We start from the raw sequence: 22,476 nt of genomic DNA, 5'->3' as shown, positions 1-22,476 counted from the left end.
TACCGAGAACCTGGGCGGACGAATCAGTCGCCCTAAGAGGCTGCTGACCTACCGATGGAGGTAATCCAGTGTCCGTTGACAACACCGTGCCGAGAATTGACCACTTAGATCTCGAGGCTTTGGGTGACGGCCTTGCGCTGGACAATCTCGCAGCTACTCGCTCCTATGATCGACCATATTGGAACCCCGAAACAGCCAACGGCCCCGGCTTCTGGACGCTCTCCGACTACCAAGGCGTCAAGGACGCGGCGAATGACAACGCTCGCCTGTCGTCAGCTCAGGGGACCCAGGTCGTCGATCGCAAGGTCGAGGGCAAATACTCGAGCATCCACAACATGGACGACCCGGAGCACGGTGAACTCAAGATGATTGCCATGAGCTTCTTGAGGTCGCGCAAAATCAAACAGTGGCAATCGGCGATCGAGGAGATCGTCGACGTCCTTCTCGACGATTCTGCCGCGCAGCCGGGAGAGTTCGATCTGGTCGACATCGTCACCGCTCGACTGCCGATGATGGTCATCGCTCGCGTCCTCGGTGTACCAAAGGAAGATGCCCCAAAGATGGTCGACTGGGCCAATCGGATGACCAGTTCCGACCCCGATGAACGCGTGGACACTGCAGCTCTCGAGGAAGCTCGCAATGAGGTCATGGACTATTTCAAGAAGCTCACAGAGGAACGCAGAGAAGTTCCGCAGGACGACCTCGTCAGCGTCATCGCCAACGCCGAGATCCAAACCGGCAAACTCTCATGGGGCCAACTGGCCGCTTACTACATTGTGCTGGTTGCCGCCGGAAATGAAACCACACGCCATTTGGTCTCAGGCGGCATTCTCGCGCTCAATGACAATCCTGAAGCTCTCAGGCAAATGCAACAAGACCACGGCCTCGTCATTCGCGCAGTCGAAGAGATGATTCGGTTCGTTTCGCCGGTGGCCGCCATGCGGCGAACAGCGCTCGAGGATATGACCATCGGCGACCAGCACATCAAGGCAGGCGACCGAGTCGTTCTGTTCTTCAATGGCGCCAACCGCGATCCCGAGGTATTCGAGGACCCCGACACATTCGACATCAACCGCCACGGATCCAACCAGCACTTGGGCTTCGGGAGCGGAGTGCACTTCTGCCTCGGCTCCCACCTGGCCCGCGCGGAGGTGCAGACATTCTTTACTCGCATGCTGGACCGCGGGTACAGATTCGACGTCGTCGGCGAACCCACCAGGGTGAGGCACTATCTCTTCACCGGGTGGAGTCACATTCCGGTCAAGCTCACGCACCTGACCTGAGAAGCGCCGCCACGGCACTCGTCTAGCCTACCGAGATATCTGCAGGAACTCATGCCATAGATCCACAACGGCCTATGACGCAGACTCAGTCGAATGCCCATCACTCTCACCAGAAGGATTCCTATGACAGCACCAACCGAATCGTCCGCTGATGAGATGGACGGGAAGATCAGACAGCTCGACGCGCTGTTCCGTCCGAAGCGTGTGGCGTTCGTCGGCGCAAGCGACAAGAATCTCTTCTCTCGTCGTGCATACACGCAGTTCCTCCGCGTCGCTCCCGACGCCGAGCTACCGCTGGTGAATCCCCGCACGGAGATCGTGCACGGCCAACAAACCGTCAAGCGCTGCGTCGACATTCCCGGCGGGATCGACTGTGCATTTATGCTCACTCCGGCGGATGTTACAGTTTCGGCGCTCGACGATGCTGCGGACGCCGGCGCACGCGCGGCAGTCATCGTCAGCCAAGGATGGGCTGAAGAGGGCCCGGTGGGAGCGGTGCGACAGGAAGAGCTTGTTGCGAAGGCTCGCTCCAGGGGTATGACCCTGCTGGGGCCGAACCACATCGGCTTCGCCAATCTCTGGGACCGGGTCGCGCCGTGTTCGCTGGGATTAGAGTTGCCGACTACGCCCGGACACGTCGGACTGATCACACAGAGCGGTGCCATCGGCTCCTCGCTCGTCACGTACGCCGCGCGCAACGACGTTCGCTTCAGCTTCGTCATCACCGTAGGCAACGAGTCGATGGTGGACGTCTCCGCAGGCATTCAATACCTCGTGGAAGACGAGAACACCCGCGCCATCGCGGTGTTCGCCGAAACCATCCGCGACCCACAGACGTTTCGCGAGGCCGCCCGATGCGCCGCGGAAGTCGGCAAGCCGATCATCATCCTCAAGGTCGGCTCGAGCCAGCTCGCAGCGGCGACGGCACAGGCGCACACCGGCGCTCTGGTCGGCGACGACCGAGTGATCGACGCGGTTCTGCGCCAAGACGGTGTCATCCGCGTCAAAACAGTTGAAGACCTCGTCTGCACGGCCAATCTAGCCGCATCTACAGGACCGCTGCGGAGTTCGGGAATCGGTGTGCTCTCTACATCCGGCGGTGCTTGTGATATCACAGCCGACCTCGGACAGGACGCCGGACTCTCTCTGCCAGCACTCGATGATGTTGCTCGTGCAAGGATCGAGAAGTTCCTACCGTCTTACGGCCAAGCCCAGAATCCCCTCGACATGACAGGAGGAGCCCTGGCCGATCCCGAGGCATGGAAAGAGGGGCTGCGTGCATTCGCTGCAAACCAACCACAATTGGGCCTGCTCGGGGTTGTCACCTCACTGCCGCGCGAAGGTGAGCAGCAACGAATAGACACCTTCAGGGCAGTCGGCGAATGCGCGGCTGAAACCGGGCTCCCCATTGCAGTATTCCCGCAGATCGATCAGGACCAGTCGGAATACATTCGGACAGTGCGCGACGAGTTGAACGTCCAGATTGTCATGCCGGGCGTGGCGCGTTTCGTCACAGCTGCGTCGGCAATCGCCCGGTGGTCGAAATGGTTGGCCGCACGTTCTGCACGAGACCCCGAGCCCCTCACTCCGCAGCCGATGGCGATCCGCCCAATCCGGGCAGGTGAGACCCTAAGCGAGTACGACGCACGGGCGCTCGTTGCCCCGGCCGGGGTCGAGTTCGTGCCCACAGTACTGGCTACAGACGTCCACGAGGCGATCGGGGCCGCAGAGGCCTACAGTGGCCCGGTCGTCCTGAAGATGTGCTCCGCTGGCGCCGCACACAAGACTGAGCTCGGCGGCGTGGCGCTCAATTTGCACACACCCGCCGAGGTGATGGCCGCATTCGACCGTCTTGCCGACCGTGCGGACCAGCATGGGTTGACTCTCCAAGGTCAGTTGGTCAGTCCCATGCGCGGGCACAGCACCGAGCTGTTGGTCGGCGTGACCCGCGACCCTTCATGGGGCTTGATTCTCGCCGTTGCCGCAGGCGGAGAACTGGTAGAGATCTTGGACGACAGCGCCCTGCGCGTCCTGCCGGTTTCGCGGAATGAGATCAGCTCGATGCTTCGCGAACTGCGGATCAGTCGAATCCTCGACGGCTATCGTGGGCGCCGATCTGCCGATTTCGACAGTGTTGTGGATGCGGTCGCCGGAATCGCGGCCGCAGCCGTGGGCCTGGGCGACAAGCTGGCTTCTCTGGAAGTCAACCCGCTTGCAGTGTCCGAAGACAGAGTCGAAGGACTCGACATTCTCATCACAACCCTTGCCGACGGCTGAGTCGAACCGGGCTCTGAACAACTCGCAGTTACACCGAATCCGCCAAACGCACAATTTGCGTCTGGCGGATTCCTTTGAGCTCCTTCGGTGTCAGACCTCGTGCCATCGTTGGCAGTCGGAGTGACTGACTAACAGCTAAACGGCAGTCAGCCCTCTTCTCGTTTTAGCCAACTGCCGCTTGAAGCGTGCTCCACGTTGTTTGATCTCGGTCCCGATCAGGAGAATTCCGACCTGCTCGCCATCACGGAGGTAGCTGACCGCACACTCACCGGTGATCTCTCCCTCTACGACCTCGGTCGAATCGGCGAGTCCCAACATTCCGTAGGACGTCATCCGGACATTTCCCTGATCCGACCAGAACCACGGCATGATGCTCACCGGTTTGGGCTCCTCGTCAGTCAGTCCCAGGTCCGACATGAGAGTGGCCGTGGCGAATACAGTCGTGTCGATAGCTGTCTGCCAGTGCTCGATGCGGAGCGGATCAGCGGCGAACATGGGATTGGCGAACCGGGCGACATCGCCAACCGCCACGACTCCCGACCTGCCGCCGCAACGCAGGTACGCGTCGGTGAGCACCCCATTCTTGAGATCCAGAGCGTTACCCGCGAGCCATTCGGTGTTGGGCACCGAACCAACCGTCTCGAGGACAAAATCAGCAGGCAGCTCTGTTCCGTCGTCGAGTTTCACGGCCTCGATGCGGTCGTGGCCGAGCATCTCCGCGATGCTCTGCCCCATGTGGAATCGAACTCCGGCTGCTTCGTGACGTCGCTGCACCTCGGCGCCCACGTCTTTGCCGAGAGGCACGACCATTGGTACCGGATCGATGGCGACGATATCGACGTCGCAGCCGACCCTCTGCGCCGTACGAGCGACCTCGCAGCCGATGAACCCGGCGCCAAGACACACGAGACGTGCGCCGGGCTTCAATTTCTCCTTGAGCGAGATGGCATCGTTGAGCGACCGTAGCACGATGCGCCCTTCCTGCGGCCCGGGAATAGACAGACGCCGGGAGCTCACTCCGGTTGCTGCTACGAGACCATCATAAGTCAACGTCTCACCATTCCTGAGAGTGAGGGTTTTCTCTTCCAGGTTCGAAAAGATGACACTGTGCCCGACTTTCCACTCGATCCCGGGGTCTTCCGCCGGCACACCGAATGAAAGTTCGTCCTGCGTGGCATCCCCCCAGAGGAACTCCTTGGACAGTGGAGGTCTGTTGTAAGGCAGGTGCTCTTCATCTGCGACGACAACGATTTCGCCTTCGAAGCCGCGCTTCCGCAGGTTCTCAGCCGAGCGCAGCGCGCTCAGCCCCCCTCCGACGATGACTACTCTCATTATGCAACTCCTTCGTTCCCGGTCTCAACGATCTCGATCAGCTCTTCGGCCCACTCGATCGCAAGATCCTCGGGCGCGTCCCAATCGCTGGCATCTTCACGCCCATATTCTCCGTATCGGACAGCACCGAGTTCGGAGAGGATTCGATCGATGTGCTCACTGCCCTGGCTATACGTCTCGGTATAGGTCGAGTCCCCTCGTCCGAACATTGCATAGCTGAGGGAGCTGAGGTTCGGACGCCGTTTCGACAGCGCCTTGTAGAAGGGCATGGCACTGCTCGGCATTCCGCCTTCGCCGTATGTCGAACACACAACGATGTAGAGGGCATTGAAGTCCAGACTGCCGATGTCGACGTTCTTCATATTCTCAACGACCACCTCATGCCTGTCGCCCAGCGCATCTGAGATGTCACCCGCGACGAACTCACTCTCGCCCGTTTCCGTCCCAAAGACGATGATGATCTTCATGCTTCTCCTTTGAACCTGAAATATCGCAGACGCTAGGTGAATGCTTGTCTTTTGATCATACCATTTTAATTTGCGTAAGTTCCAACTACTGATGGAACTCACGATCGGTCCAGACTCGGCGCGCAGGGGAGCGCTCGCCGCGCATTCGCGATCAGTCAGGCTTGCGGAACACCGAGGGGAGCTTCTTCATCCGGCGGCCGGTCTCACGGTAGGACCACTGCCGCATCGGCTGCGGCACCCGCCACTGCAGCTTCCAGGCGAGCATACGGAAGCCGAAGGCAGCGGCCGCGATGACCAGCGAGACCACTCCGCCCAGAAGTCCTGTCACCTCGGCGAGGATCGTCAGCCCGGCTCCGAAGAGGGCAGGAATGAGGTAGAGATCGGTGCCGATGAAGATCGCCGGGTCCTCACTGGCCACCGCATCGCGCATGAGCCCGCCGCCGCAGGCCGTCAGCGCGCCCATGAGCAGCGCCGCCGGGTAGTTCGCTTCCGCACCGAGGGCGATCGTCGTCCCGGTGACGCTGAAGATGGCGAGCCCGATCGCATCGAAGGTCACGATCCAGATGCGCGCACGCGAGACGTGCTTGCCGATGAGATAGATGAGCAGGGTGGCAATGAGCGGCGGAGCCAGGTAGATCGGCTGACCGAGCGCGTTGGGGACCCGATCGAGGAGGACGTCGCGGATCATACCCCCGCCGATGCCCGTCATCAGCCCAAGGACCAGACCGCCGGTGATATCGAAGCCCCGCCTGGCGGCCAATAGGACTCCCGAGACCGCGAATACAAAAGTGCCGGTGAGGTCGAGCGCAAGAAAGACCGCTTCCTGTACGTCCACGACTGCTCCCCCTCCGGCCCGTCAGCGGCCCACCCTCACACTGTGGGGTGCCCGGCCGGCACTGTCGACGCCGGGCATTCACACTCGGCGCCCGGTGACCACTGTAGCGAATGCTGCGAGGCTTAAGCTGGGTTCATGACTCATTCAATGAAGAGTGGCGGCACCGTTCCGACAATCGTCCTCGTCCATGGTGCCTTCGCCAACTCCTTCACCTTTGCACCGCTGTCCGCCGAGCTCGCCCTGCGTGGGGTACTCTCGGCCGCGGTCGATCTGCCGGGACACGGCTTCGAAGCGACATTTCCGATCGGCTACCAGGCACCGCAGGACCATGAGAACATGTCGTCCGCACCGGGACACCTGCGCGATGTGACCCTGGCGGACAACGTGGAGCACCTCGCCAATATGCTGGCCAGGGCCAAGGAACAGGGACCGGTCATCGCACTCGCCCACAGCCGAGGCGGCATCACCCTGACAGCGACGGCGAACGCGCATCCCGAACTCATCGACCACATGGTCTATGTGTCCGCGTGGGCTCCTGTCGTGCTCGAGACCGCCGAATACAACGCTGAGCCTGAGATGGCTGAGGTCGACATGGCATCACTCGCCTCGGGCATGGTCGGCGACCCGCAGGAGCTCGGGCTCCTGCGCTGCAATTTCCGGTCACGCGATACGAATCTGCTCGAGGGAATGCAGTCGCTCTTCTGCGCCGATGCCAGCCCGGACGAGTTCCGGACATTCCTCAACTCGTTCCAGCCCGATGAGAACCTCGACATCGGGGACGCATCGGATCGAGCGCAGGCCGACACCTGGGGCATTATCGACCGGACGTACATCCGCCTCAGCGAGGATCGAAGCCTGCCCCTCAGGATGCAGGATCGGTTGATCCGCGACGGCGACGATCTCACACCCGACAATCCCTACCGTGTGCGCACTCTGGCCTCATCTCACTTGGGTTGGCTGATCCATCCCGCCGAGGCGGCCGAGCAGTTGGCATCGATTGCCGCCGAGGTGGCCGAGCGTGCCGAGGGGGCCACGCTCGTCGAGCTCAGCTGAGCTGGAAGTTGTCCGGGTTCTTATATGCTTCGATCTCGATGACAGGGCTTCCCTGCCCCTTGAGCAGTTTCGAGATCGGGCACCGGGCATGGGCCCGGCCCGCATATTTCTCCGCATCGTCGGCGGAGACGCCTTCGATGGAGATGTAGGCCCGGGGCACGAAGTGGAATCCGGCGTTGGACTCACCGTGCAGGTCGACCTCGACGCGGACTCGGGACAGAGCTTCGACGTCGTTGACGGCCAGCACCACCTTGAGGGTTTCACCGAGGCAGGTGCTCCAGGCCATCGCGAGGAACTGTTCGGGGTTGCTGCCCTGATCGGTGTGTGAGGTGGGTGCCGTCGCCAGCGTCATTCCGTCTTCGACGCGCACTTCACCTGAGGTTCCGCCGAGGTTCTCGACCTTGGCCGTATAGATGGGGGCACTTGCACTTCTGGGTTCGTCCGAGTCTCCGCTTGGCGCCTGCGGCTCGGCGTATCCTGGGTTCTCAGTCATTGCACTATGCTACGTCAGCGTGAGGGCAAGATCACTGATAATTTCGTGAACAGGACGAGACCCAGGGGCGAATCCTGAGCACCGGATCACCCATCCGAATTGCTCTCTGCTCCGAATATTCGTACATGAGAAGACCATTTCGCGCCGCCCTTGTCGGAGTCGTCGCCACCCTCGTCCTGTTCGGTGCCGCCGACCTGATCGCCCGCGCATTCGGACCGCAAGCGGCACCTCTGCTGGCACTGGGTCAGACGATCATTCCGCTCACACCGACCGAAGTCGTCAAGCCTGTCATCGAACTCTTCGGCACCAATGACAAACTCTTCCTCATCCTCTCCACAGGATTCGCAGCGATGGTCCTCGGCGGACTCATCGGCTGGCTGGCATCTCACCGGCTGCGCCCGGCGACCGTGCTCCTCTTCGTGGCCGGTCTGGTTCCCCTCCTCGTCATTCTCATCCGTCCTGAGTCCAATGTCATCGACATCATCCCAACTCTCATCGGGCTCGTCCTGGGCATGGCCGTCTTCCGAGTCCTCATGAGCTCCGGGACGAGTCCGAATGAGATCGGAACGGCTCCCGCAGCCCCTCGGAAGTTTCCTGCCGCGGCCATCCCGGCCGGCTCGTCCACACCTGGGGAGAGCTCATCCGACTCGTCCGAGAAACCGGCGACATCACCATCACGGCGCCGATTTTTTGTCATCACCGGCATCATCGGAGCAGCGGGGGCCGCCGCAGTGGCGGCAGGACAGACCGTGGCCTCGTTGACTCTCGACGCCGGTGCCGCGGTTGCCAAACTGGTCCTGCCGACGCCTGCCAAGAAGGCTCCTCCGATTCCCGCCTCGGCGCACCCGGATGTGAAGGGCCTGGTCCCCTTCGTCACGGACCCGAAGGACTTCTACCGCATCGACACGGCGCTGGCGCCACCTGTCATCGACCCGCAGGAATGGTCATTGCGGATCCACGGAATGGTCGAGTCAGAGGTGACCCTGACGATGGACGACCTGCTCGATCTTCCCCTCGAAGAGCATCACATCACGCTCACCTGCGTCTCCAATCCCGTCGGGGGTGACCTCGTCGGCAACGCCACCTGGTTGGGTTACCCGGTGCGTGAGCTGCTGCGCCGGGCGAATCCGAACAAGGATGCAGACATGGTGCTTTCCCATTCGATCGACGGGTTTTCGGCCTCGACACCGATCGAAGCCCTCACCGATGGCCGGGATTCCCTGCTGGCTGTCGGAATGAACGGCAGCCCGCTTCCTCCCGAACACGGCTTCCCCGCCCGCCTCGTCGTTCCCGGGCTCTACGGGTTCGTCTCCGCCACCAAATGGGTCACCGAACTCGAAGTCACCCGCTTCGATGAGAAGACCGCCTATTGGACCGATCGGGGGTGGGACGCCAAGGCGCCCATCCTTGTCGCCTCTCGGGTCGAAGTTCCCAAACCGCTGGCGAAGGTACCTGCGGGGGATCTCGTCGTCGGTGGTACAGCCTGGGCGCAGCAGAGCGGCATCGAGCGAGTCGATGTGAAACTCGACGACGGGGACTGGACCTCGGCCGAGCTCGGCGACGAGGTGAATATCGACACCTGGCGCCAGTGGAAGACCGGATTCAGCGACGTCGATGCAGGATTGCATACCGTCACGGTCCGTGCGATCGATCAGGACGGGAACGTCCAGACTCCCGAGCGGAGGAAATCGATCCCCAATTCGGCAACCGGTCACCACCACATCCAGTTCAGCGTCGAGTAGAGCAATCCTCAGCCTGGTACCGAACCACACCACCACGGCCCCAGTCACCGCATACAAGCGGAGACTGGGGCCGATCTGCGCAGGTCCGAGGACACCGCAGAGAACTCTGGGAAAAGAAATCCCGAGAATCTTCGAGTTTCACCCATCCAGAACCACACGGGCTGCGAATACCAAGTACACAGCGAGCAATGAAGACAACTTCAGAGCTGTGCGCTGATAAGCACCACTGTTGATGCACCACCTTCACAAGGAGAAGAACGATGAAAACACTGATTCGCAATCGCGCCGCAACCGTCCTGGCAGCAGGTGCCGTCTCACTCATGGCTTTGAGTGGCTGTTCAGGCATGGGTTCGGACTCCGAATCCGGTGGTGAAGAGACCCAGGCAGAGGAATCGAGCGGAAGCACGGAGGCGCCTGAAGAATCCGGAGACTCTGCAATGGCAGGCTCGAACCTCGTCGGCCCGGGCTGCGCCGCCTACGCCGAAGCCAACCCTGACGGCGGCGGATCCGTCGAAGGAATGGCTCAGGACCCGGTCGCCACCGCGGCATCGAACAACCCGATGCTCAAGACCCTGACCAAGGCTGTCTCCGGCGAGCTCAACCCCGATGTCGACCTCGTCGACACGCTCAACGGTGACGAGTTCACCGTCATCGCACCCACCGATGATGCTTTCGGCGACGTGCCAAAGGATGACCTGGATGCACTGGCCAAGGATTCGGACATGCTGACCAAGGTTCTCACCTACCACGTCATCCCGGGACAACTGTCCCCTGACGAGATCGCCGGTGAGCACGAGACCGTCGAAGGCTCGAAGGTGACGATCTCCGGCGAGGGCGACGACCTCAAGTTCGACGATTCCGGACTGGTCTGCGGCGGAGTCAAGACCGCCAACGCAACGGTATACATGGTCGATGCCGTCATGATGCCCTCGAAGTAACATCTGAGCTTCACAGAGAGGTGGCCAAGGACCGATTCCGAGGATTCGGATCGGCCCTTGGCCACAATCTTTTCCCCCCAGAACCCGGACAACGAACAATTCTTTGCTCATCAAATGACATGATTGGTTCATGAGCTCAGATGATTCCTCGGTACCACGCCATGGACCGCCGGGTGGCGATCTCCAATCGCCGCCCGGCGTGACAACCACAGCATCGGACCCGAGCAGCGACCAACTGCTCAGGATCGCCGCCGGTGACAGGTCCGCTTTCGAAGAAATCTTCGTGGCACAATCGAGAATCCTCATGGCCGTGATCCTGCGGATCGTGAGAAGTCAGTCACTCGCCGAGGAGGTGCTCCAGGAATGCTTCACCGAAGTGTGGACCCGGTGCTCCAGTTTCGATCCCGAACGTGGGACAGGCAGAGCATGGCTGATCACGCTGTGCCGCAGAAGGGCCATCGACTGCGTCCGCAGCGTCCAGGCCCAGCAGGACCGCGATTTCGCCGACGGACTGCGTTCCTCGGCGGGTGTGGGAGAACAAGTCGAACAGACCGTCATCGACAAGTCGGAATCAGATCGCACAGTGACGGCGTTGAAGATACTTCCCGAGGAGCAGGCGCACCCTATCGTCATGGCCTTCTATCAGGGACTGACCCACGCTCAGATATCTGAGCACCTCAAGGTGCCCCTCGGCACCATCAAGTCACGAATCAGAGACGGAATGAAGAAGCTGCGAGAAGAGTTGGAGGCAGGTCGATGAACACCGATCGTGACTATCTGGCTGCCGGACTGGCTTTGGGCGGACTCAGCGAAGCTGAGCTCGCCGAGGCGCAGACTCTTGCAGACACCGACACTGATTTCCGTTCCGAGGTCGCCGAGTATGAGGACACCATGGCGCTCATGGCGGGTTCCGAGGCAACGGCGACAGGCATGTCGGACGTGGATGCACCAGAGCCCATCAGCGCGGCGACTCGGGAAGCAATCCTCGGCATCCCTAGCATGTACGCACAGGAAGGCACCGCACCCCTGCCGCACGGACAGGAGCAAGCGCCCTTCCCACAGCAACAGGCGCAGCCCGAATCTCAGACACCTCTGCGCGCTGAGTCGGACACTCGCTCGCACGGCCGAGCATCCGAGGACGCACCACCTCCTCTGGCCGACCTTGCTGAGCACCGGCGCAAACGTCGCTCCTGGGTGCCGATGGCTGCTGCGGCTGCCGCTGTCGCCGTCGCCGCTGGCGTCGGAGTGAATTCCTGGCAGCAGCAGAACGAGCTTGAAGACGACCTGGCAGCTGCGCAACAACAGATCGACGAGACGTCGAAGCTGATGCAGGCCGACGATCTGCGCTCGAATACTGCCGAGCTTCCCGACGGCGGCTCGGTCACCGTGGTGTCGTCCGAAAGCGAACAGCTCATCCACGTCACTTCGAAGGATGTCGAGGTGGAGGCCGACAAGTCCCTGCAGATGTGGGTGATCGGCGACGAGGGACCCGAGAGCGCCGGGCTGATGACCGAGGCTGCCACGAACATCGCCGATCAGAGATTCACCGCAAGCAGTCTGTTCGGCATCACCGTCGAGCCGAAGGGCGGATCCGAACAGCCGACGAGTGACCCCGTGGTGGCCGTCGATCTGTAGAGATATCGACTGATCACGTGGGCCCGACGCCGTCTTCCTCGACGAACTCAGCCGAGAGGCGCAGGCCCCGGCACATCGGATCCCCACACAGACGGATGTGGAACGCAGACCAGTCTGTCTAAGCTGGGAAGATGATGGCAGAGAACTCGACATCGCTCAGACATACGCACGGCGACGTGTATCTGGTGTTGGCCCTGGCCGCGGCCTCGATGGTCTTCGCCGTTCTGTACAACACTACGGGTTATTGGCCGTTCAAGGGACCGTTGTGGCTGATCTGCCTGATGTCTGCCCTCGTCACAGTGCCGTTGATCTGGCGCCGGCGTTATCCCAGCCAGATGGCATGGGTCCAGACGACCATCTTCGTCACGGCGCAGGTGCTGGAGATCATGGAACCCGGTGTCACCCAGATCATCGTGTTCATGGGCGTGTACTCGGTCGGTGCCTGGCAGAGCAATCGCACAGCGGCCTTCGTCTCCCGGCTCCTCCTCTGCGTGGGGATCTTCGTTTACCTGCTGGTGTCGACGGTGATGCAGTTCAACGCGATCGGCGACATGACCGTGCTTCAGTTTGCGGCGGCTTCGGCGGTCTCCTTCCTCATCAACATCGCGTTCTTCGGCGGCGCATGGCTCTTCGGCAACCGGGCGTGGAGCCAGCGCAAACTGCTCAACGAACTGCGCTTCGCCAACGCGGAGGTCCGCACTCAGGAGCACCAGCTGACCCGACAGGCCCTCGACCTCGAGCGCGTGCGCATCGCGCGCGAACTCCACGACGGCATCGCCCACCACATCACCGGCGTCGGCATCCACGCCGCGGCTGCACGCCGCAGCCTCGAGAAGAATCCCGACAAGGCTCGGGAATCACTCAAGACCATCGAATCCTCCACCCGAGAAACCGTCGACGAACTGCGCGCACTCGTCTACACCCTCCGGGACACGGACGAGGCAGTCACCGACGAGCACAGCACGAAAGGCAACCCCGGCCTCGGCGACATTCCCGCACTCATCGATGCCTCACGTCGCTCGGGACAGCGGATCGACGTCCACACCATCGGGCAGCCGCGCCCGCTGACACCAATCACGGAGATGTCGATCTACCGTGTGATCCAGGAATCCCTGACCAACTGCCGTCGCTACGCGGGCTCGCACGCCGAGGTGGATGTCCGTCTGCGATACGGCTCGGCCGAACTCGAGGTCGAGATCAGCGACTCCCGGTCCCCCGGCGCGCTGCCTGAGGAACCACACCACGATCCCGAGCCGAGCGACGACAACGCCACAGACACTCGCGTCGCAAAGCAGACGGGACTGGGCCTCGGAATCGTCGGCATGCGCGAACGGATGAGCGCCATGGGCGGCAGTCTCGAAGCCGGCCCGAAATCCCGCGGCGGCTGGCTCGTGCGCGCTCAGATTCCCTATCCTCGGAACGTCGCCGACCCCGAAGCCGCCGACTCGGAGCCAGACCCCGAGGCCGCCGGGGCCCGCACCGCTCCTCCAACTTCCACCGAATCCACAGCAAAGGCCTGAACGTGATCCGAGTCCTCCTCGTCGACGACCAGTCGATGGTCCGCACCGGCTTCCGCACGATCCTCGAAAGCGAGGACACCATCACCGTCGTCGGCGAGGCCGAGAACGGGCAGGTCGCGATCGACCGCGCGCTCGACCTCGCCCCCGACGTGATCTGCATGGACGTGCAGATGCCTGTCATGGATGGGCTCGAATCCACCGCAGAGATCGTGCGCCGAGGAGCGGCCGGAGCGGTCCTCATGCTCACCACCTTCGACCGGGACGACTTCCTGTTCCAGGCACTCGCCGCCGGCGCCAGCGGGTTCCTCCTCAAGACCGCCGAGGCGGAGCAGCTCATCGACGCGGTCACCGCACTGGCGGGCGGCGACGGGCTCCTCTCCCCCGAAGTGACCCGACGCGTCATCGAACGCTCCGTGCGCAGTCCCGACACCACCGCCTCGGCACCCCCAGAGCTGACGCTGCTCACTGACCGGGAACTCGAGGTCCTCCACCTGGTCGCCAGAGGGCTGAGCAATTCCGAGATCGCGGCCCAGCTCTTCGTCGGTGAGGCCACCGTCAAGACCCATGTGTCCAACCTGCTGACCAAGCTCGACATCCGCGACCGCATCCACGTCGTCATCTTCGCCTACGAGAACGGACTGATGAGCAGCTGACCTCGCCACGAGGCCGATGAACAGCTGATCTCGTCCGAGGCCGCGCTCGTCCGGATCAGGCTCTCCCCCACACCGCTGAGGCGAAAATAGGCCGAACGACGGATCCGCACCACCGCGGCACCGCATAGCGTTGAACCATGATCACCTTGGACACAATTTCGCGCAGCTTCGGCGACAAACAGGTCCTCCACGACCTGAGCTTCTCCATCGGCGCCGGCCGGATGACAGGCTTCGTCGGCTCCAACGGCTCCGGCAAGACGACGACCATGCGCATCATCCTCGGCGTGCTCGCCGCGGACTCGGGTCGCATCACCGTCGACGGAGAGACCATCACTCCCGCACACCGCAGCGCGATCGGCTACATGCCCGAAGAGCGCGGCCTCTACCCGAAGATGCCGATCATCGACCAGCTCATCTACCTCGCCCGCTTCCACGGGCTGAGCCGCCATTCCGCCCGTCGCCGCGGCCTCGAACTCCTCGAACAGCTCGACCTGGGCGGCAAACCCAGCGACAACCTCGAAGCCGTGAGCCTGGGCAATCAGCAGAAGGTGCAGATCGCCGCCGCCCTCATCCACCGTCCACGCGCCCTCGTCCTCGACGAGCCGTTCTCCGGGCTCGACCCGGTCGCCGTCGAACGCACCCTCGAGGTCCTCAAGGACTTCGCGGACACCGGTGCGCCCGTCCTCTTCTCCAGCCACCAGCTCGACCTGGTCGAACGCCTCGTCGACGACCTCATCATCATCGACGGCGGCCGCCTCGTCGCCAACGGCACCGCCGATGAGCTGCGCTCTCAGCGCAGCACACCTGAGTGGATATTGCAGACAGATGCGGACATGGGGTGGGTGCGCGAGATCCCCGACATCACCGTCATCGAGTTCGACGGGAACTGGGTCCGCTTCGCCGCACCGAATCCGGATGCCGCCGAGGCGGTTCTGCACCAGGCCATCACCGTGTCCTCCGTGAAGTCCTTCGCCCCGCACACCGTCGCCCTCAACCGACTCTTCCAGGAGGTCACGCAGGCATGAGCACCCACCAGGATTCGAACTCCCCCGGCGCGAACGCGCCCACCACGAATGCACGCGGCACGAATACCCCCATGAAGTCGGGACTGGCGACGACGGCCCAGACACGGCGGGCGAGCTTCACCACCGCCATCGGTCTCGTCATCGAACGCGAGATCATGGTCCGCATCAAGTCGAAGGCGTTCATGGTCTCGACGCTGCTGAGCATCGTCGCCTTCGGGGCACTCGTCGCAGTGTCGGGGACGCTGCCCTCTCTGTTCTCATCCACGGACAAGGTGGCGGTCACCTCGGCGGGGGCAGAGGCCGTAGTGGGCGTCGACGGAATCGAACGTGTCGCCGTGAGCAGTGTCGATGAGGCGAGGGATCTCGTGACGTCCGAGGAGGTCGCCGCGGCCGTCGTCGCAGACGGCCAGTCCCCTGTCGGTGTCACCGTCATCGCCGAACGCTCCGCACCCGAGTCGCTCACCGGCGCGCTCAGCCAGGTGCCGACGGTCGAGCTCCTCGACCCGGACGCCCCGGATCCGGGGCTGACGTACCTGATCGGCCTGGGCCTCGGGCTCGTGTTCTTCATGTCCGCGGTGACCTTCGGGACGACCATCGCCTCGTCGGTGGTGGAGGAGAAGCAGTCACGGATCGTCGAGATCCTGCTCGCGTCCACCTCGGCGAAGGTGCTGATGTTCGGCAAGGTCCTGGCGTGTTCGATCCTCGCCTTCGCGCAGATCGGGCTGACCGCGCTGTCCGTCCTCATCGGGGCCGCCATCAGCGGAAACGACCTGGTCCTCGGCAAGGTCACGGAACCGATCGCCTGGTTCATTCCGCTCTTCATCGTCGGCTTCGTCATGATCGCGGCCCTCTACGCCGCGGCCGCGTCGATGGTCTCCCGGACGGAGGACCTAGGGTCGACGTCGAGCCCGATCATGATGCTCATCTTCCTGCCCTATATGGCGGTCATCCTCTTCTCGTCCAATGAGGCGGTGATGGCGGTGCTGTCCTACATCCCGTTCTCCGCGGCCGTCGCGGTCCCGATGCGCGTCTTCCTCGGCACGATCGAGTGGTGGGAACCGCTGGTGTCGCTGCTCATCCTCGCCGTCACCACCGTCCTGGCGCTGCTGCTGGCCACCCGCATCTTCGAACGCTCCATCCTGCAGTCGGGCCCGAAGGTCTCGTGGAAGCAGGCACTGAGCAGGTCGAAGGGGTGAACTTCGAGGGACAACGACGGATAGACTCAACGGTGGGGAAGCGATGAACCATCTCGTCTATCCGTCGTTTCTCCGCCGTGCCCTCACACGGCTCAGCGAAGCTGCTGACGCCTGCACCGAGGACAGACAGGAGACCACACGTTGTCGAGCCCTCATGAATCTCATGGAAACCACACCTCGCCCGGCTCGGCTCTCCTCCGTTGGAGACCATTTCCCGGGCGCATCCTGGACGGTCTCACACTGATAGTCGACCCCCCCCCCGCTGCTGTGGACCTCGGGACTGTTGATGCAATGGCTGGCCCGGCAGTCAGCGAATCTCTCACCGTCTGAGCTCGACGATTTGGACGCAGATGCGTTTGCCGCACCGATGCTGCTCGTCGTCCACAGCCGGGCACCAGAACTCTCCACCGCGGGATGGACCCTTCTTCTCCTCGGCATCTTCCTGCTGATCCCGGCGATGATCTGTCTCTGCCAGATCACTGCACGAAGAGCACCACTGATCGCGATGCTGGGAGCGGGCCTGATGATTCTCGGCCTCGGGGCACGATTGTTCTACTTGGGGGTGGATGCCACCGCTTTCAACCTGGTCGAACGACTGGGACCTGGGGCAGCGACACCGTTGTTCCTCGACGGGTACGGTGATCTCGCTTATGCCTTCTGGCGAGTTCCGGTAGTCCTCTCCCTCGGAACTATTCTCGGTTCGCTCCTGATTGCCATCGCCGCCTATCGGTCGCGGTCATTGGGCTTGATCCGGTGCATGTTGATCCTGCCCGCCGGCTGGCTCGGCATGGGCGTTCTCAAGGAACACGAGCCCGGCTTCGGAGGACTCTGTCTTGCACTTGCGCTGGTGCCCTGCGGTGTTGCGCTGCTACGCAATCGTGAGCCGCGTTCCCGTGTCCTCTTCTCCGATGGCTCACGAGAACGGCGCCCTTTACGAGACCTCGTCGGCTGGTGACGCTGTTCGCTCGCCCCCTCGCCAGACCCTTGCGCACACCCGTGACCCGTGATTGCGTTATTCATATGAATCCGCAGGAGCTGACTCTGCCGCTGACCACCGATCGACTTCAATTGCGTGCGTATCGCGAGTCCGACGCCGAGGCGCTGCTGCCCATGTACTCGCGTGAGGATGTTTCGCAGTACCTCCTCGAAGAACCGTGGACCGCCGAGGTGGCACGAACCGAGATCGCCAAACGCATTCCGCGAACCGGTTTGGACACCGAATCGCGTGCGCTCGCGCTGGTCATCGAGACGGCCGATGGCCTCGACGATATCGAAGGCTCGGTCGTCATCGGCTGCCTCGCGCTCTGGCTCGAAGGCGATTCAGCGGAGAAGGCAGAGATCGGTTGGATCCTCAATCCGGCAGCCGGTGGCCACGGCTTCGCCTCAGAAGCCGCCGCTGCCATGCTCAACGTCGCCTTCGACCGTTACAACCTCCACCGAGTCATCGCTCAGATGGATGCCCGGAACACCGCCTCGGCGAAGCTGGCCACTCGCATCGGCATGCGCCAAGAAGCTCACCTGCGCCAAGACTGGTGGTCGAAGGGCAAGTGGACGGACACCCTTGTCTTCGGGATGCTTGGCAGCGACCGGCAGTCGGCCTGAGGCTCAAAAGTTCTCGCTGAGACAGTCATGAGCTCAATAGGGCCAGAGGAATAACAGCAACGCCGTCGCGTCGACGATAAGCTTCCTTTCCCGTATAGAGGACGATCAGATCGGCTACACGATCACCCAGCTGGCGCTTGAACCATTTCAAATGCTTGACGTGCTTGTCATCGACGTGGGCGGACAGCTTGACCTCGATACCGACGACCTCGCCATTGAAGCCTTCCACCACGAGGTCGATCTCATGTTCACCGCCCTTTGTCCGCAGGTGCCCAACCCGAGCTCCCGCTGCGTCGGCGGCAACTCGGACGCTCAGAGTCGCCAGGGACTCAAACAACGGGCCAGCCATCGCAGCTCCTTGGCTGGAGCCCAAAGCCGACGAGCTCAGCCCCAACAGTCGCGCTGCCAGGGCAGGATCGGCCAGTTGATGCTTGCTCGAATTCTGCAGCCATTTGAATGGATTGTTCATCCTCGGCGTCCACGCGGGAACTGGGTCGAGCAACCATAGTTGGGTGAGTTGGTCTCTATACGCAATAGTCGTGCTGCGTGCCGGCTGGCTGCCGTCGCCCGATGTCGTCGCATCCAAAATATTCGAATAGGACGCTGAGCTGGAGGAGGCCGCCGCATATGCGGCAAGCCACCTCCGAAGAGTTTCCGGACGACGCACTGCATATCCCTGTTCAGCCATGTCCCTGTCGATAACCCGCTGCAGGTACGCTTCCAGCCGACGAGTGGACTGACGCTCCGGCAATCGAAAGATGTCAGGAAATCCGCTCCGGACAATTGATTCGAAATACCCAGCGGCGGTACACACTGTTGTCCCAGAGATCGACCCAGCGACTCCATTCAACAACTCGCTCAGGCTCAACGTCGATTCTTCAGGGTGCCGTTCGTAGAATGCCATTGGGCGCATGCGCAATGACTCAATCCGACCAGCCCCAGAATGAGTGTCAGTGCCGCGCCGAGGCGTTGCGCTGCCAGTAAGCAGAAAGCGACCTGGTCCAGCCCCATCATCGACCTGCCGACGCACCGAATCCCAGATCGTTGGCAGACGTTGCCACTCATCGACGAGCAAGGTGCCGTTTGGCGCGTCCTCGAATAGGGGATCCGCTTCCAGTGTCGCTCGTTCCGCATCGATATCGGCTCGCCATATCTTGGTTGCGCGCCTTGCCGCAGTAGCTGTTTTCCCCACACCTTTTGGGCCGTCAATCGCTATGGCCGCTTCATACCCCATCAGCTCATCGAGCATCAGGTCCAAAGTTCGAGGCATATACTCCATGGCCTCACTCTAGCTCCTACACATTCCCTACACTACAGTTTGAAGCAGTTCTACACTACAATTAGAAGAGCTTCTACGCTACAAATGGAAGAAATCTACGGCGTCCGACGACGCAGAGTCAACGAACCGACGATGACGGCACCGACGATCCAGCAGCCAATGACGAGGACACGAAGCCAGATGTACGCGGCGTCCTCGCTGCCTGTCGACACCGCAGTCAGAGCGTCGATCGCGTGCGACAGCGGCAACCAGTCACCGATCACTTCGAGTACGTCCGGCAGCTGATCGCGGGGAAGGAAGATGCCGCCCAGCAGAATCTGCGGGAACACGAGCACCGGCATGAACTGCACGACCTGGAACTCGGTGCGGGCGAAGGCACTGGCCAGCAGCCCGAGCGCCGTACCGAGCAGTGCATCCGCAATGGCGACGACGAAGAGCAACACGATCGACTCTTCGATCTCCAGTCCGCACACCACCGTGGCAAAGCCCACCGCGATCGCCGTCTGCAGCACTGCCAGCAGACCGAAGGCCACGGTGTATCCGAGGATGAAATCACCCCGCCCCAAGGGCATCGACAGCAGCCGTTCGAGAGTGCCGCTGCGGCGTTCGCGCAGCGTGGCGATGCTCGTGACGAGGAACATCACGATGAAGGGAAACAGCGCGAGCATTGCCGGGCCGATTCTGTCGAAGACATCCGTCTCGTCGAAGATCCAGGCCACGAGGCCGATGAGCAGGCTGGGCACGACGAGCAGCAGTGCGACGGTGCGCGGGTCGTTGCGAATCTGGAGCAGCACACGCCCTGCCGTGGCCAAGGTGCGCGAAGGAGTCATCTCTTCGTCCCCCCCGGACCTCGCCTGTCCTGCGGCGGTGGGCGCGTCGCCAACAGCCTCTTCGACACAGAATCCCTCTTAGCCGTGTCGGCCTCGATGATGCGCAGGAACGCTTCCTCCGCCGAGGCGGCCCGTGTGTTCTCGAGCAGCTCGCGCGGGGTGGTTACGGCGATCACCGCACCCTCACGCATCAGCAGCAGCCGGTCACATCGCGTGGCCTCATCCATGACGTGACTCGAAACGAGCAGCGTCACCCCATCGTCTGCGATGCGGCGAAAGATGGCCCAGAGCTCGGAACGCAGAATCGGATCAAGACCGACCGTGGGCTCGTCGAGGACCAACAGCTCCGGCGACCCGAGCATCGCCGCCGCCAGCGACACACGGTTGGCCTGCCCACCGGAGAGCGTGCGGGCAAGCTGATCGGCCTGGTCTCTCAGATCGGTGCGTTCGATGACGCGCTCAACATCGGACTTCGGCACGCCCTGCACCCGTGCGAAGTAGGCCAGGTTCGCGCGCACCGAGAGGTCGTCGTAGATGCTGGCCAGCTGCGTCATATATCCAACTTTGTGGCGCAGAGGTGCCGAGCCCGCGGGCTCGCCGAACACGCTGACCGTTCCGCTGCTGACAATCTGGACACCGACGACTGCGCGCATGAGTGTCGTCTTGCCGCTGCCGCTGGGCCCGAGCAGACCGACGATGGCGCCGCGCGGCAGAGTCAGGTCGAGTCTGTCGATCACGGTCTTTCGCCCGCGTCGAATCGTCAGCCGCCGAGCCTCGATCGCGTTGCTCGTCATAAGAAGAATGAGACTCCCGATACTGGCCTACGTCAAGTGACCCGTGATACCAAAGGTCTGCGAAACAATCCGAAAACCTCGGCAAAGGTTCACGAAACGGGCCTCTGTTTGGTCAGAACCACCTCGGCGAGGGTCATAGCGTGGGTATAGCAAACGTCGTCGCGAAAGGTTCACATGTACAGGCAGTCGTCGAAATTGGCCAACGTCCTCTATGACATTCGCGGACCCGTCCTCGAAGAGGCCGAGGCGATGGAGGCCAAGGGCCACACCATCCTCAAGCTCAACATCGGCAACCCTGCACCCTTCGGATTCGAAGCCCCCGAGGCGATCGTCCACGACATGGTCAAGCAGCTTCCCGTCGCACAGGGGTACTCGGACTCCCGCGGAATCCTCTCCGGACGCCGTGCCGTCGTCCAATACTACGAGACCAGGGGCATCCACAATCTGGACACTTCCGAGGTTTTCCTGGGCAACGGCGTCAGCGAACTCATCACCCTGTCCCTGCAGGCCCTGTGCAACCCCGGTGACGAGATCCTCGTTCCCAGTCCGGACTACCCCCTGTGGACGGCATCGGTCGCCCTGGCCGGCGGCACACCCAAGCACTACCTGTGCGACGAAGCCACCGCCTGGCAACCCGACCTCGAGGATCTCGAATCGAAGATCACCGAGAACACCCGCGGCATCGTCGTCATCAACCCGAACAACCCCACCGGCGCCGTGTACTCACGCGAGACCCTGAAGAAGATCGTCGACATCGCCCGCCGCCACGGACTCATCATCTTCGCCGACGAGATCTACGAGAAGATCACCTACGACGACGTCGAGATGGTCAACGTGGCCACTCTGACCGGCGACGATGTCCTCTGCCTGACCTACTCGGGGCTGTCGAAGGCCTACCGCATCGCCGGCTACCGCGCCGGCTGGCTGGCCATCACCGGACCGCTGTCCGAGGCGAAGAGCTACCTCGAAGGCATCAAACTCCTGGCCAATATGCGCATGTGCGCGAACGTTCCCGCCCAGCACGCGATCCAGGCGGCACTGGGTGGGAAGCAGTCGATCGATGACCTCGTCCTGCCCCAAGGACGACTCGGTGCGCAGATGAACCTCGCGCACGAGGGGCTGAACTCCATCGACGGTGTGTCCGCACATCGGGCCAGCGGTGCCCTCTACATGTTCGCAAAGCTCGACGTCGACAAGTTCGACATCGTCGACGACGAACAGTTCGCCCTCGATCTGCTCCGCGAACAGAAGATCCTCGTCTCCCACGGCACCGCCTTCAACTGGTCGCGCCCCGACCACTTCCGACTGGTCACCCTGCCCTCGGTCGAGGTCCTCGATGAGTCGATCAACCGCCTCGGCGAGTTCCTCTCCGGATACAAGCAGAAGGCGAGCACCACCTGCGAACTCCCGACCGTCAAGGAGATGTCGCCGGCGGCAGGGTGAGCCGGGGTCGAGGTGAGCTGGCGTCGAGCTGGCCCGAAGCCAGGGTGAGCCGGCAGCGCAGCGAGCCGCGACTGAGACA

The 22,476-nt window shown here is 62.4% G+C and carries 21 protein-coding genes; 14 read left to right on the top strand and 7 right to left on the bottom strand.

Features of this window, described 5'->3' with window-relative positions; genetic code table 11:
• Window positions 1-68: 68 nt before the first annotated feature.
• Both BLT92_RS10475 and BLT92_RS10470 read left to right on the top strand, forming a co-directional pair.
• On the top strand, window positions 69-1,283 hold the full coding sequence (locus BLT92_RS10475; protein ID WP_092105451.1) for a cytochrome P450: 1,215 nt from the start codon (window positions 69-71) through the stop codon (window positions 1,281-1,283).
• Between the two features lie 123 nt (window positions 1,284-1,406).
• Window positions 1,407-3,560, top strand: a complete 2,154-nt coding sequence (locus BLT92_RS10470; RefSeq protein ID WP_197679596.1) for an acetate--CoA ligase family protein — start codon at window positions 1,407-1,409, stop codon at window positions 3,558-3,560.
• Window positions 3,561-3,695: 135 nt separating this feature from the next.
• Here the strand turns inward: BLT92_RS10470 and BLT92_RS10465 are convergent, their stop codons facing one another.
• The 3 genes from BLT92_RS10465 to BLT92_RS10455 form a co-directional block, all read right to left on the bottom strand.
• Window positions 3,696-4,892 carry an NAD(P)/FAD-dependent oxidoreductase gene (locus BLT92_RS10465; protein ID WP_092105449.1) on the bottom strand — a complete coding sequence of 399 codons (1,197 nt, stop codon included), beginning with the start codon at window positions 4,890-4,892 and terminating at the stop codon, window positions 3,696-3,698.
• Window positions 4,892-5,359 carry a flavodoxin domain-containing protein gene (locus tag BLT92_RS10460; protein ID WP_092105447.1) on the bottom strand — a complete coding sequence of 156 codons (468 nt, stop codon included), beginning with the start codon at window positions 5,357-5,359 and terminating at the stop codon, window positions 4,892-4,894. The genes BLT92_RS10465 and BLT92_RS10460 overlap by 1 nt, the downstream gene beginning before the upstream one ends.
• Window positions 5,360-5,510: 151 nt before the next feature.
• Entirely contained in the window at window positions 5,511-6,194 is a 684-nt protein-coding gene (locus BLT92_RS10455) for a trimeric intracellular cation channel family protein (RefSeq protein ID WP_092105445.1), read from the bottom strand.
• A 135-nt stretch (window positions 6,195-6,329) separates the two neighbouring features.
• On the opposite strand from BLT92_RS10455, the gene BLT92_RS10450 reads away from it, so the two are divergent.
• Window positions 6,330-7,247, top strand: a complete 918-nt coding sequence (locus BLT92_RS10450) for an alpha/beta hydrolase (RefSeq protein ID WP_092105443.1) — start codon at window positions 6,330-6,332, stop codon at window positions 7,245-7,247.
• Here BLT92_RS10450 and BLT92_RS10445 read toward each other — a convergent pair.
• Entirely contained in the window at window positions 7,240-7,740 is a 501-nt protein-coding gene (locus tag BLT92_RS10445; RefSeq protein ID WP_092105441.1) for an OsmC family protein, read from the bottom strand. The genes BLT92_RS10450 and BLT92_RS10445 overlap by 8 nt on opposite strands.
• A 125-nt stretch (window positions 7,741-7,865) precedes the next feature.
• Between BLT92_RS10445 and BLT92_RS10440 the strand changes: the two genes are divergently transcribed.
• The 10 genes from BLT92_RS10440 to BLT92_RS10395 all read left to right on the top strand — a co-directional run bounded on the left by BLT92_RS10440 (window position 7,866) and on the right by BLT92_RS10395 (window position 18,051).
• The gene (locus tag BLT92_RS10440; protein WP_092105439.1) at window positions 7,866-9,482 is read left to right on the top strand and encodes a molybdopterin-dependent oxidoreductase; all 1,617 of its coding nucleotides are present in this window, start codon (window positions 7,866-7,868) and stop codon (window positions 9,480-9,482) included.
• 260 nt (window positions 9,483-9,742) lie between these two features.
• Window positions 9,743-10,420 (top strand): fasciclin domain-containing protein, encoded by a 678-nt coding sequence (locus tag BLT92_RS10435; RefSeq protein ID WP_092105438.1) that lies wholly within the window; start codon window positions 9,743-9,745, stop codon window positions 10,418-10,420.
• Between the two features lie 199 nt (window positions 10,421-10,619).
• Complete coding sequence (locus BLT92_RS10430; protein WP_231938757.1) at window positions 10,620-11,180, top strand: sigma-70 family RNA polymerase sigma factor; 561 nt, start codon at window positions 10,620-10,622, stop codon at window positions 11,178-11,180.
• A complete protein-coding gene (locus BLT92_RS10425) occupies window positions 11,177-12,055 on the top strand; it encodes an anti-sigma factor (protein ID WP_092105435.1) in 879 nt (292 codons plus the stop codon). The genes BLT92_RS10430 and BLT92_RS10425 overlap by 4 nt, the downstream gene beginning before the upstream one ends.
• A 131-nt stretch (window positions 12,056-12,186) precedes the next feature.
• A complete protein-coding gene (locus BLT92_RS10420; RefSeq protein WP_231938756.1) occupies window positions 12,187-13,575 on the top strand; it encodes a sensor histidine kinase in 1,389 nt (462 codons plus the stop codon).
• Between the two features lie 2 nt (window positions 13,576-13,577).
• Entirely contained in the window at window positions 13,578-14,228 is a 651-nt protein-coding gene (locus tag BLT92_RS10415; RefSeq protein ID WP_092105433.1) for a response regulator, read from the top strand.
• Window positions 14,229-14,365: 137 nt separating this feature from the next.
• A complete protein-coding gene (locus BLT92_RS10410; protein ID WP_092105431.1) occupies window positions 14,366-15,253 on the top strand; it encodes an ABC transporter ATP-binding protein in 888 nt (295 codons plus the stop codon).
• Window positions 15,250-16,449 carry an ABC transporter permease gene (locus BLT92_RS10405; RefSeq protein WP_092105429.1) on the top strand — a complete coding sequence of 400 codons (1,200 nt, stop codon included), beginning with the start codon at window positions 15,250-15,252 and terminating at the stop codon, window positions 16,447-16,449. Before BLT92_RS10410 ends, BLT92_RS10405 begins: the two co-directional genes overlap by 4 nt.
• A 286-nt stretch (window positions 16,450-16,735) precedes the next feature.
• Window positions 16,736-17,404 (top strand): hypothetical protein, encoded by a 669-nt coding sequence (locus BLT92_RS10400; RefSeq protein ID WP_092105427.1) that lies wholly within the window; start codon window positions 16,736-16,738, stop codon window positions 17,402-17,404.
• A 65-nt stretch (window positions 17,405-17,469) separates the two neighbouring features.
• A complete protein-coding gene (locus BLT92_RS10395) occupies window positions 17,470-18,051 on the top strand; it encodes a GNAT family N-acetyltransferase (protein WP_092105425.1) in 582 nt (193 codons plus the stop codon).
• 25 nt (window positions 18,052-18,076) lie between these two features.
• Here BLT92_RS10395 and BLT92_RS10390 read toward each other — a convergent pair whose 3' ends face one another.
• The 3 genes from BLT92_RS10390 to BLT92_RS10380 all read right to left on the bottom strand — a co-directional run bounded on the left by BLT92_RS10390 (window position 18,077) and on the right by BLT92_RS10380 (window position 20,954).
• Window positions 18,077-19,330: an ATP-binding protein gene (locus BLT92_RS10390; RefSeq protein WP_092105423.1), complete on the bottom strand. Its 1,254-nt coding sequence runs from the start codon at window positions 19,328-19,330 to the stop codon at window positions 18,077-18,079.
• 95 nt (window positions 19,331-19,425) lie between these two features.
• The gene (locus BLT92_RS10385; RefSeq protein WP_092105421.1) at window positions 19,426-20,160 is read right to left on the bottom strand and encodes an ABC transporter permease; all 735 of its coding nucleotides are present in this window, start codon (window positions 20,158-20,160) and stop codon (window positions 19,426-19,428) included.
• Window positions 20,157-20,954, bottom strand: coding sequence for an ABC transporter ATP-binding protein (locus BLT92_RS10380; protein ID WP_092105419.1), 798 nt, complete (start codon window positions 20,952-20,954; stop codon window positions 20,157-20,159). Before BLT92_RS10380 ends, BLT92_RS10385 begins: the two co-directional genes overlap by 4 nt.
• A gap of 174 nt (window positions 20,955-21,128) precedes the next feature.
• On the opposite strand from BLT92_RS10380, the gene BLT92_RS10375 reads away from it, so the two are divergent.
• On the top strand, window positions 21,129-22,397 hold the full coding sequence (locus BLT92_RS10375) for a pyridoxal phosphate-dependent aminotransferase (protein ID WP_092105418.1): 1,269 nt from the start codon (window positions 21,129-21,131) through the stop codon (window positions 22,395-22,397).
• The last annotated feature ends 79 nt before the right edge of the window (window positions 22,398-22,476 follow it).

The sequence above is a fragment of the Brevibacterium picturae genome, from assembly GCF_900105045.1.
GTDB lineage: Bacteria > Actinomycetota > Actinomycetes > Actinomycetales > Brevibacteriaceae > Brevibacterium > Brevibacterium picturae.
Note: the sequence above shows the minus strand (reverse complement) of the source record. Positions and strands in the feature narration are given on the sequence as shown.

Excerpts from the sequence above, each read along its gene's own strand:
- BLT92_RS10470 (WP_197679596.1), top strand. The coding sequence starts at position 1,407 with ATGACAGCACCAACCGAATCGTCCGCTGATGAGATGGACGGGAAGATC.
- BLT92_RS10465 (WP_092105449.1), bottom strand. The coding sequence starts at position 4,892 with ATGAGAGTAGTCATCGTCGGAGGGGGGCTGAGCGCGCTGCGCTCGGCT.
- BLT92_RS10460 (WP_092105447.1), bottom strand. The coding sequence starts at position 5,359 with ATGAAGATCATCATCGTCTTTGGGACGGAAACGGGCGAGAGTGAGTTC.
- BLT92_RS10450 (WP_092105443.1), top strand. The coding sequence starts at position 6,330 with ATGACTCATTCAATGAAGAGTGGCGGCACCGTTCCGACAATCGTCCTC.
- BLT92_RS10445 (WP_092105441.1), bottom strand. The coding sequence starts at position 7,740 with ATGACTGAGAACCCAGGATACGCCGAGCCGCAGGCGCCAAGCGGAGAC.
- BLT92_RS10440 (WP_092105439.1), top strand. The coding sequence starts at position 7,866 with ATGAGAAGACCATTTCGCGCCGCCCTTGTCGGAGTCGTCGCCACCCTC.
- BLT92_RS10435 (WP_092105438.1), top strand. The coding sequence starts at position 9,743 with ATGAAAACACTGATTCGCAATCGCGCCGCAACCGTCCTGGCAGCAGGT.
- BLT92_RS10425 (WP_092105435.1), top strand. The coding sequence starts at position 11,177 with ATGAACACCGATCGTGACTATCTGGCTGCCGGACTGGCTTTGGGCGGA.
- BLT92_RS10420 (WP_231938756.1), top strand. The coding sequence starts at position 12,187 with ATGATGGCAGAGAACTCGACATCGCTCAGACATACGCACGGCGACGTG.
- BLT92_RS10410 (WP_092105431.1), top strand. The coding sequence starts at position 14,366 with ATGATCACCTTGGACACAATTTCGCGCAGCTTCGGCGACAAACAGGTC.
- BLT92_RS10405 (WP_092105429.1), top strand. The coding sequence starts at position 15,250 with ATGAGCACCCACCAGGATTCGAACTCCCCCGGCGCGAACGCGCCCACC.
- BLT92_RS10400 (WP_092105427.1), top strand. The coding sequence starts at position 16,736 with ATGCAATGGCTGGCCCGGCAGTCAGCGAATCTCTCACCGTCTGAGCTC.
- BLT92_RS10395 (WP_092105425.1), top strand. The coding sequence starts at position 17,470 with ATGAATCCGCAGGAGCTGACTCTGCCGCTGACCACCGATCGACTTCAA.
- BLT92_RS10390 (WP_092105423.1), bottom strand. The coding sequence starts at position 19,330 with ATGGAGTATATGCCTCGAACTTTGGACCTGATGCTCGATGAGCTGATG.
- BLT92_RS10385 (WP_092105421.1), bottom strand. The coding sequence starts at position 20,160 with ATGACTCCTTCGCGCACCTTGGCCACGGCAGGGCGTGTGCTGCTCCAG.
- BLT92_RS10380 (WP_092105419.1), bottom strand. The coding sequence starts at position 20,954 with ATGACGAGCAACGCGATCGAGGCTCGGCGGCTGACGATTCGACGCGGG.
- BLT92_RS10375 (WP_092105418.1), top strand. The coding sequence starts at position 21,129 with ATGTACAGGCAGTCGTCGAAATTGGCCAACGTCCTCTATGACATTCGC.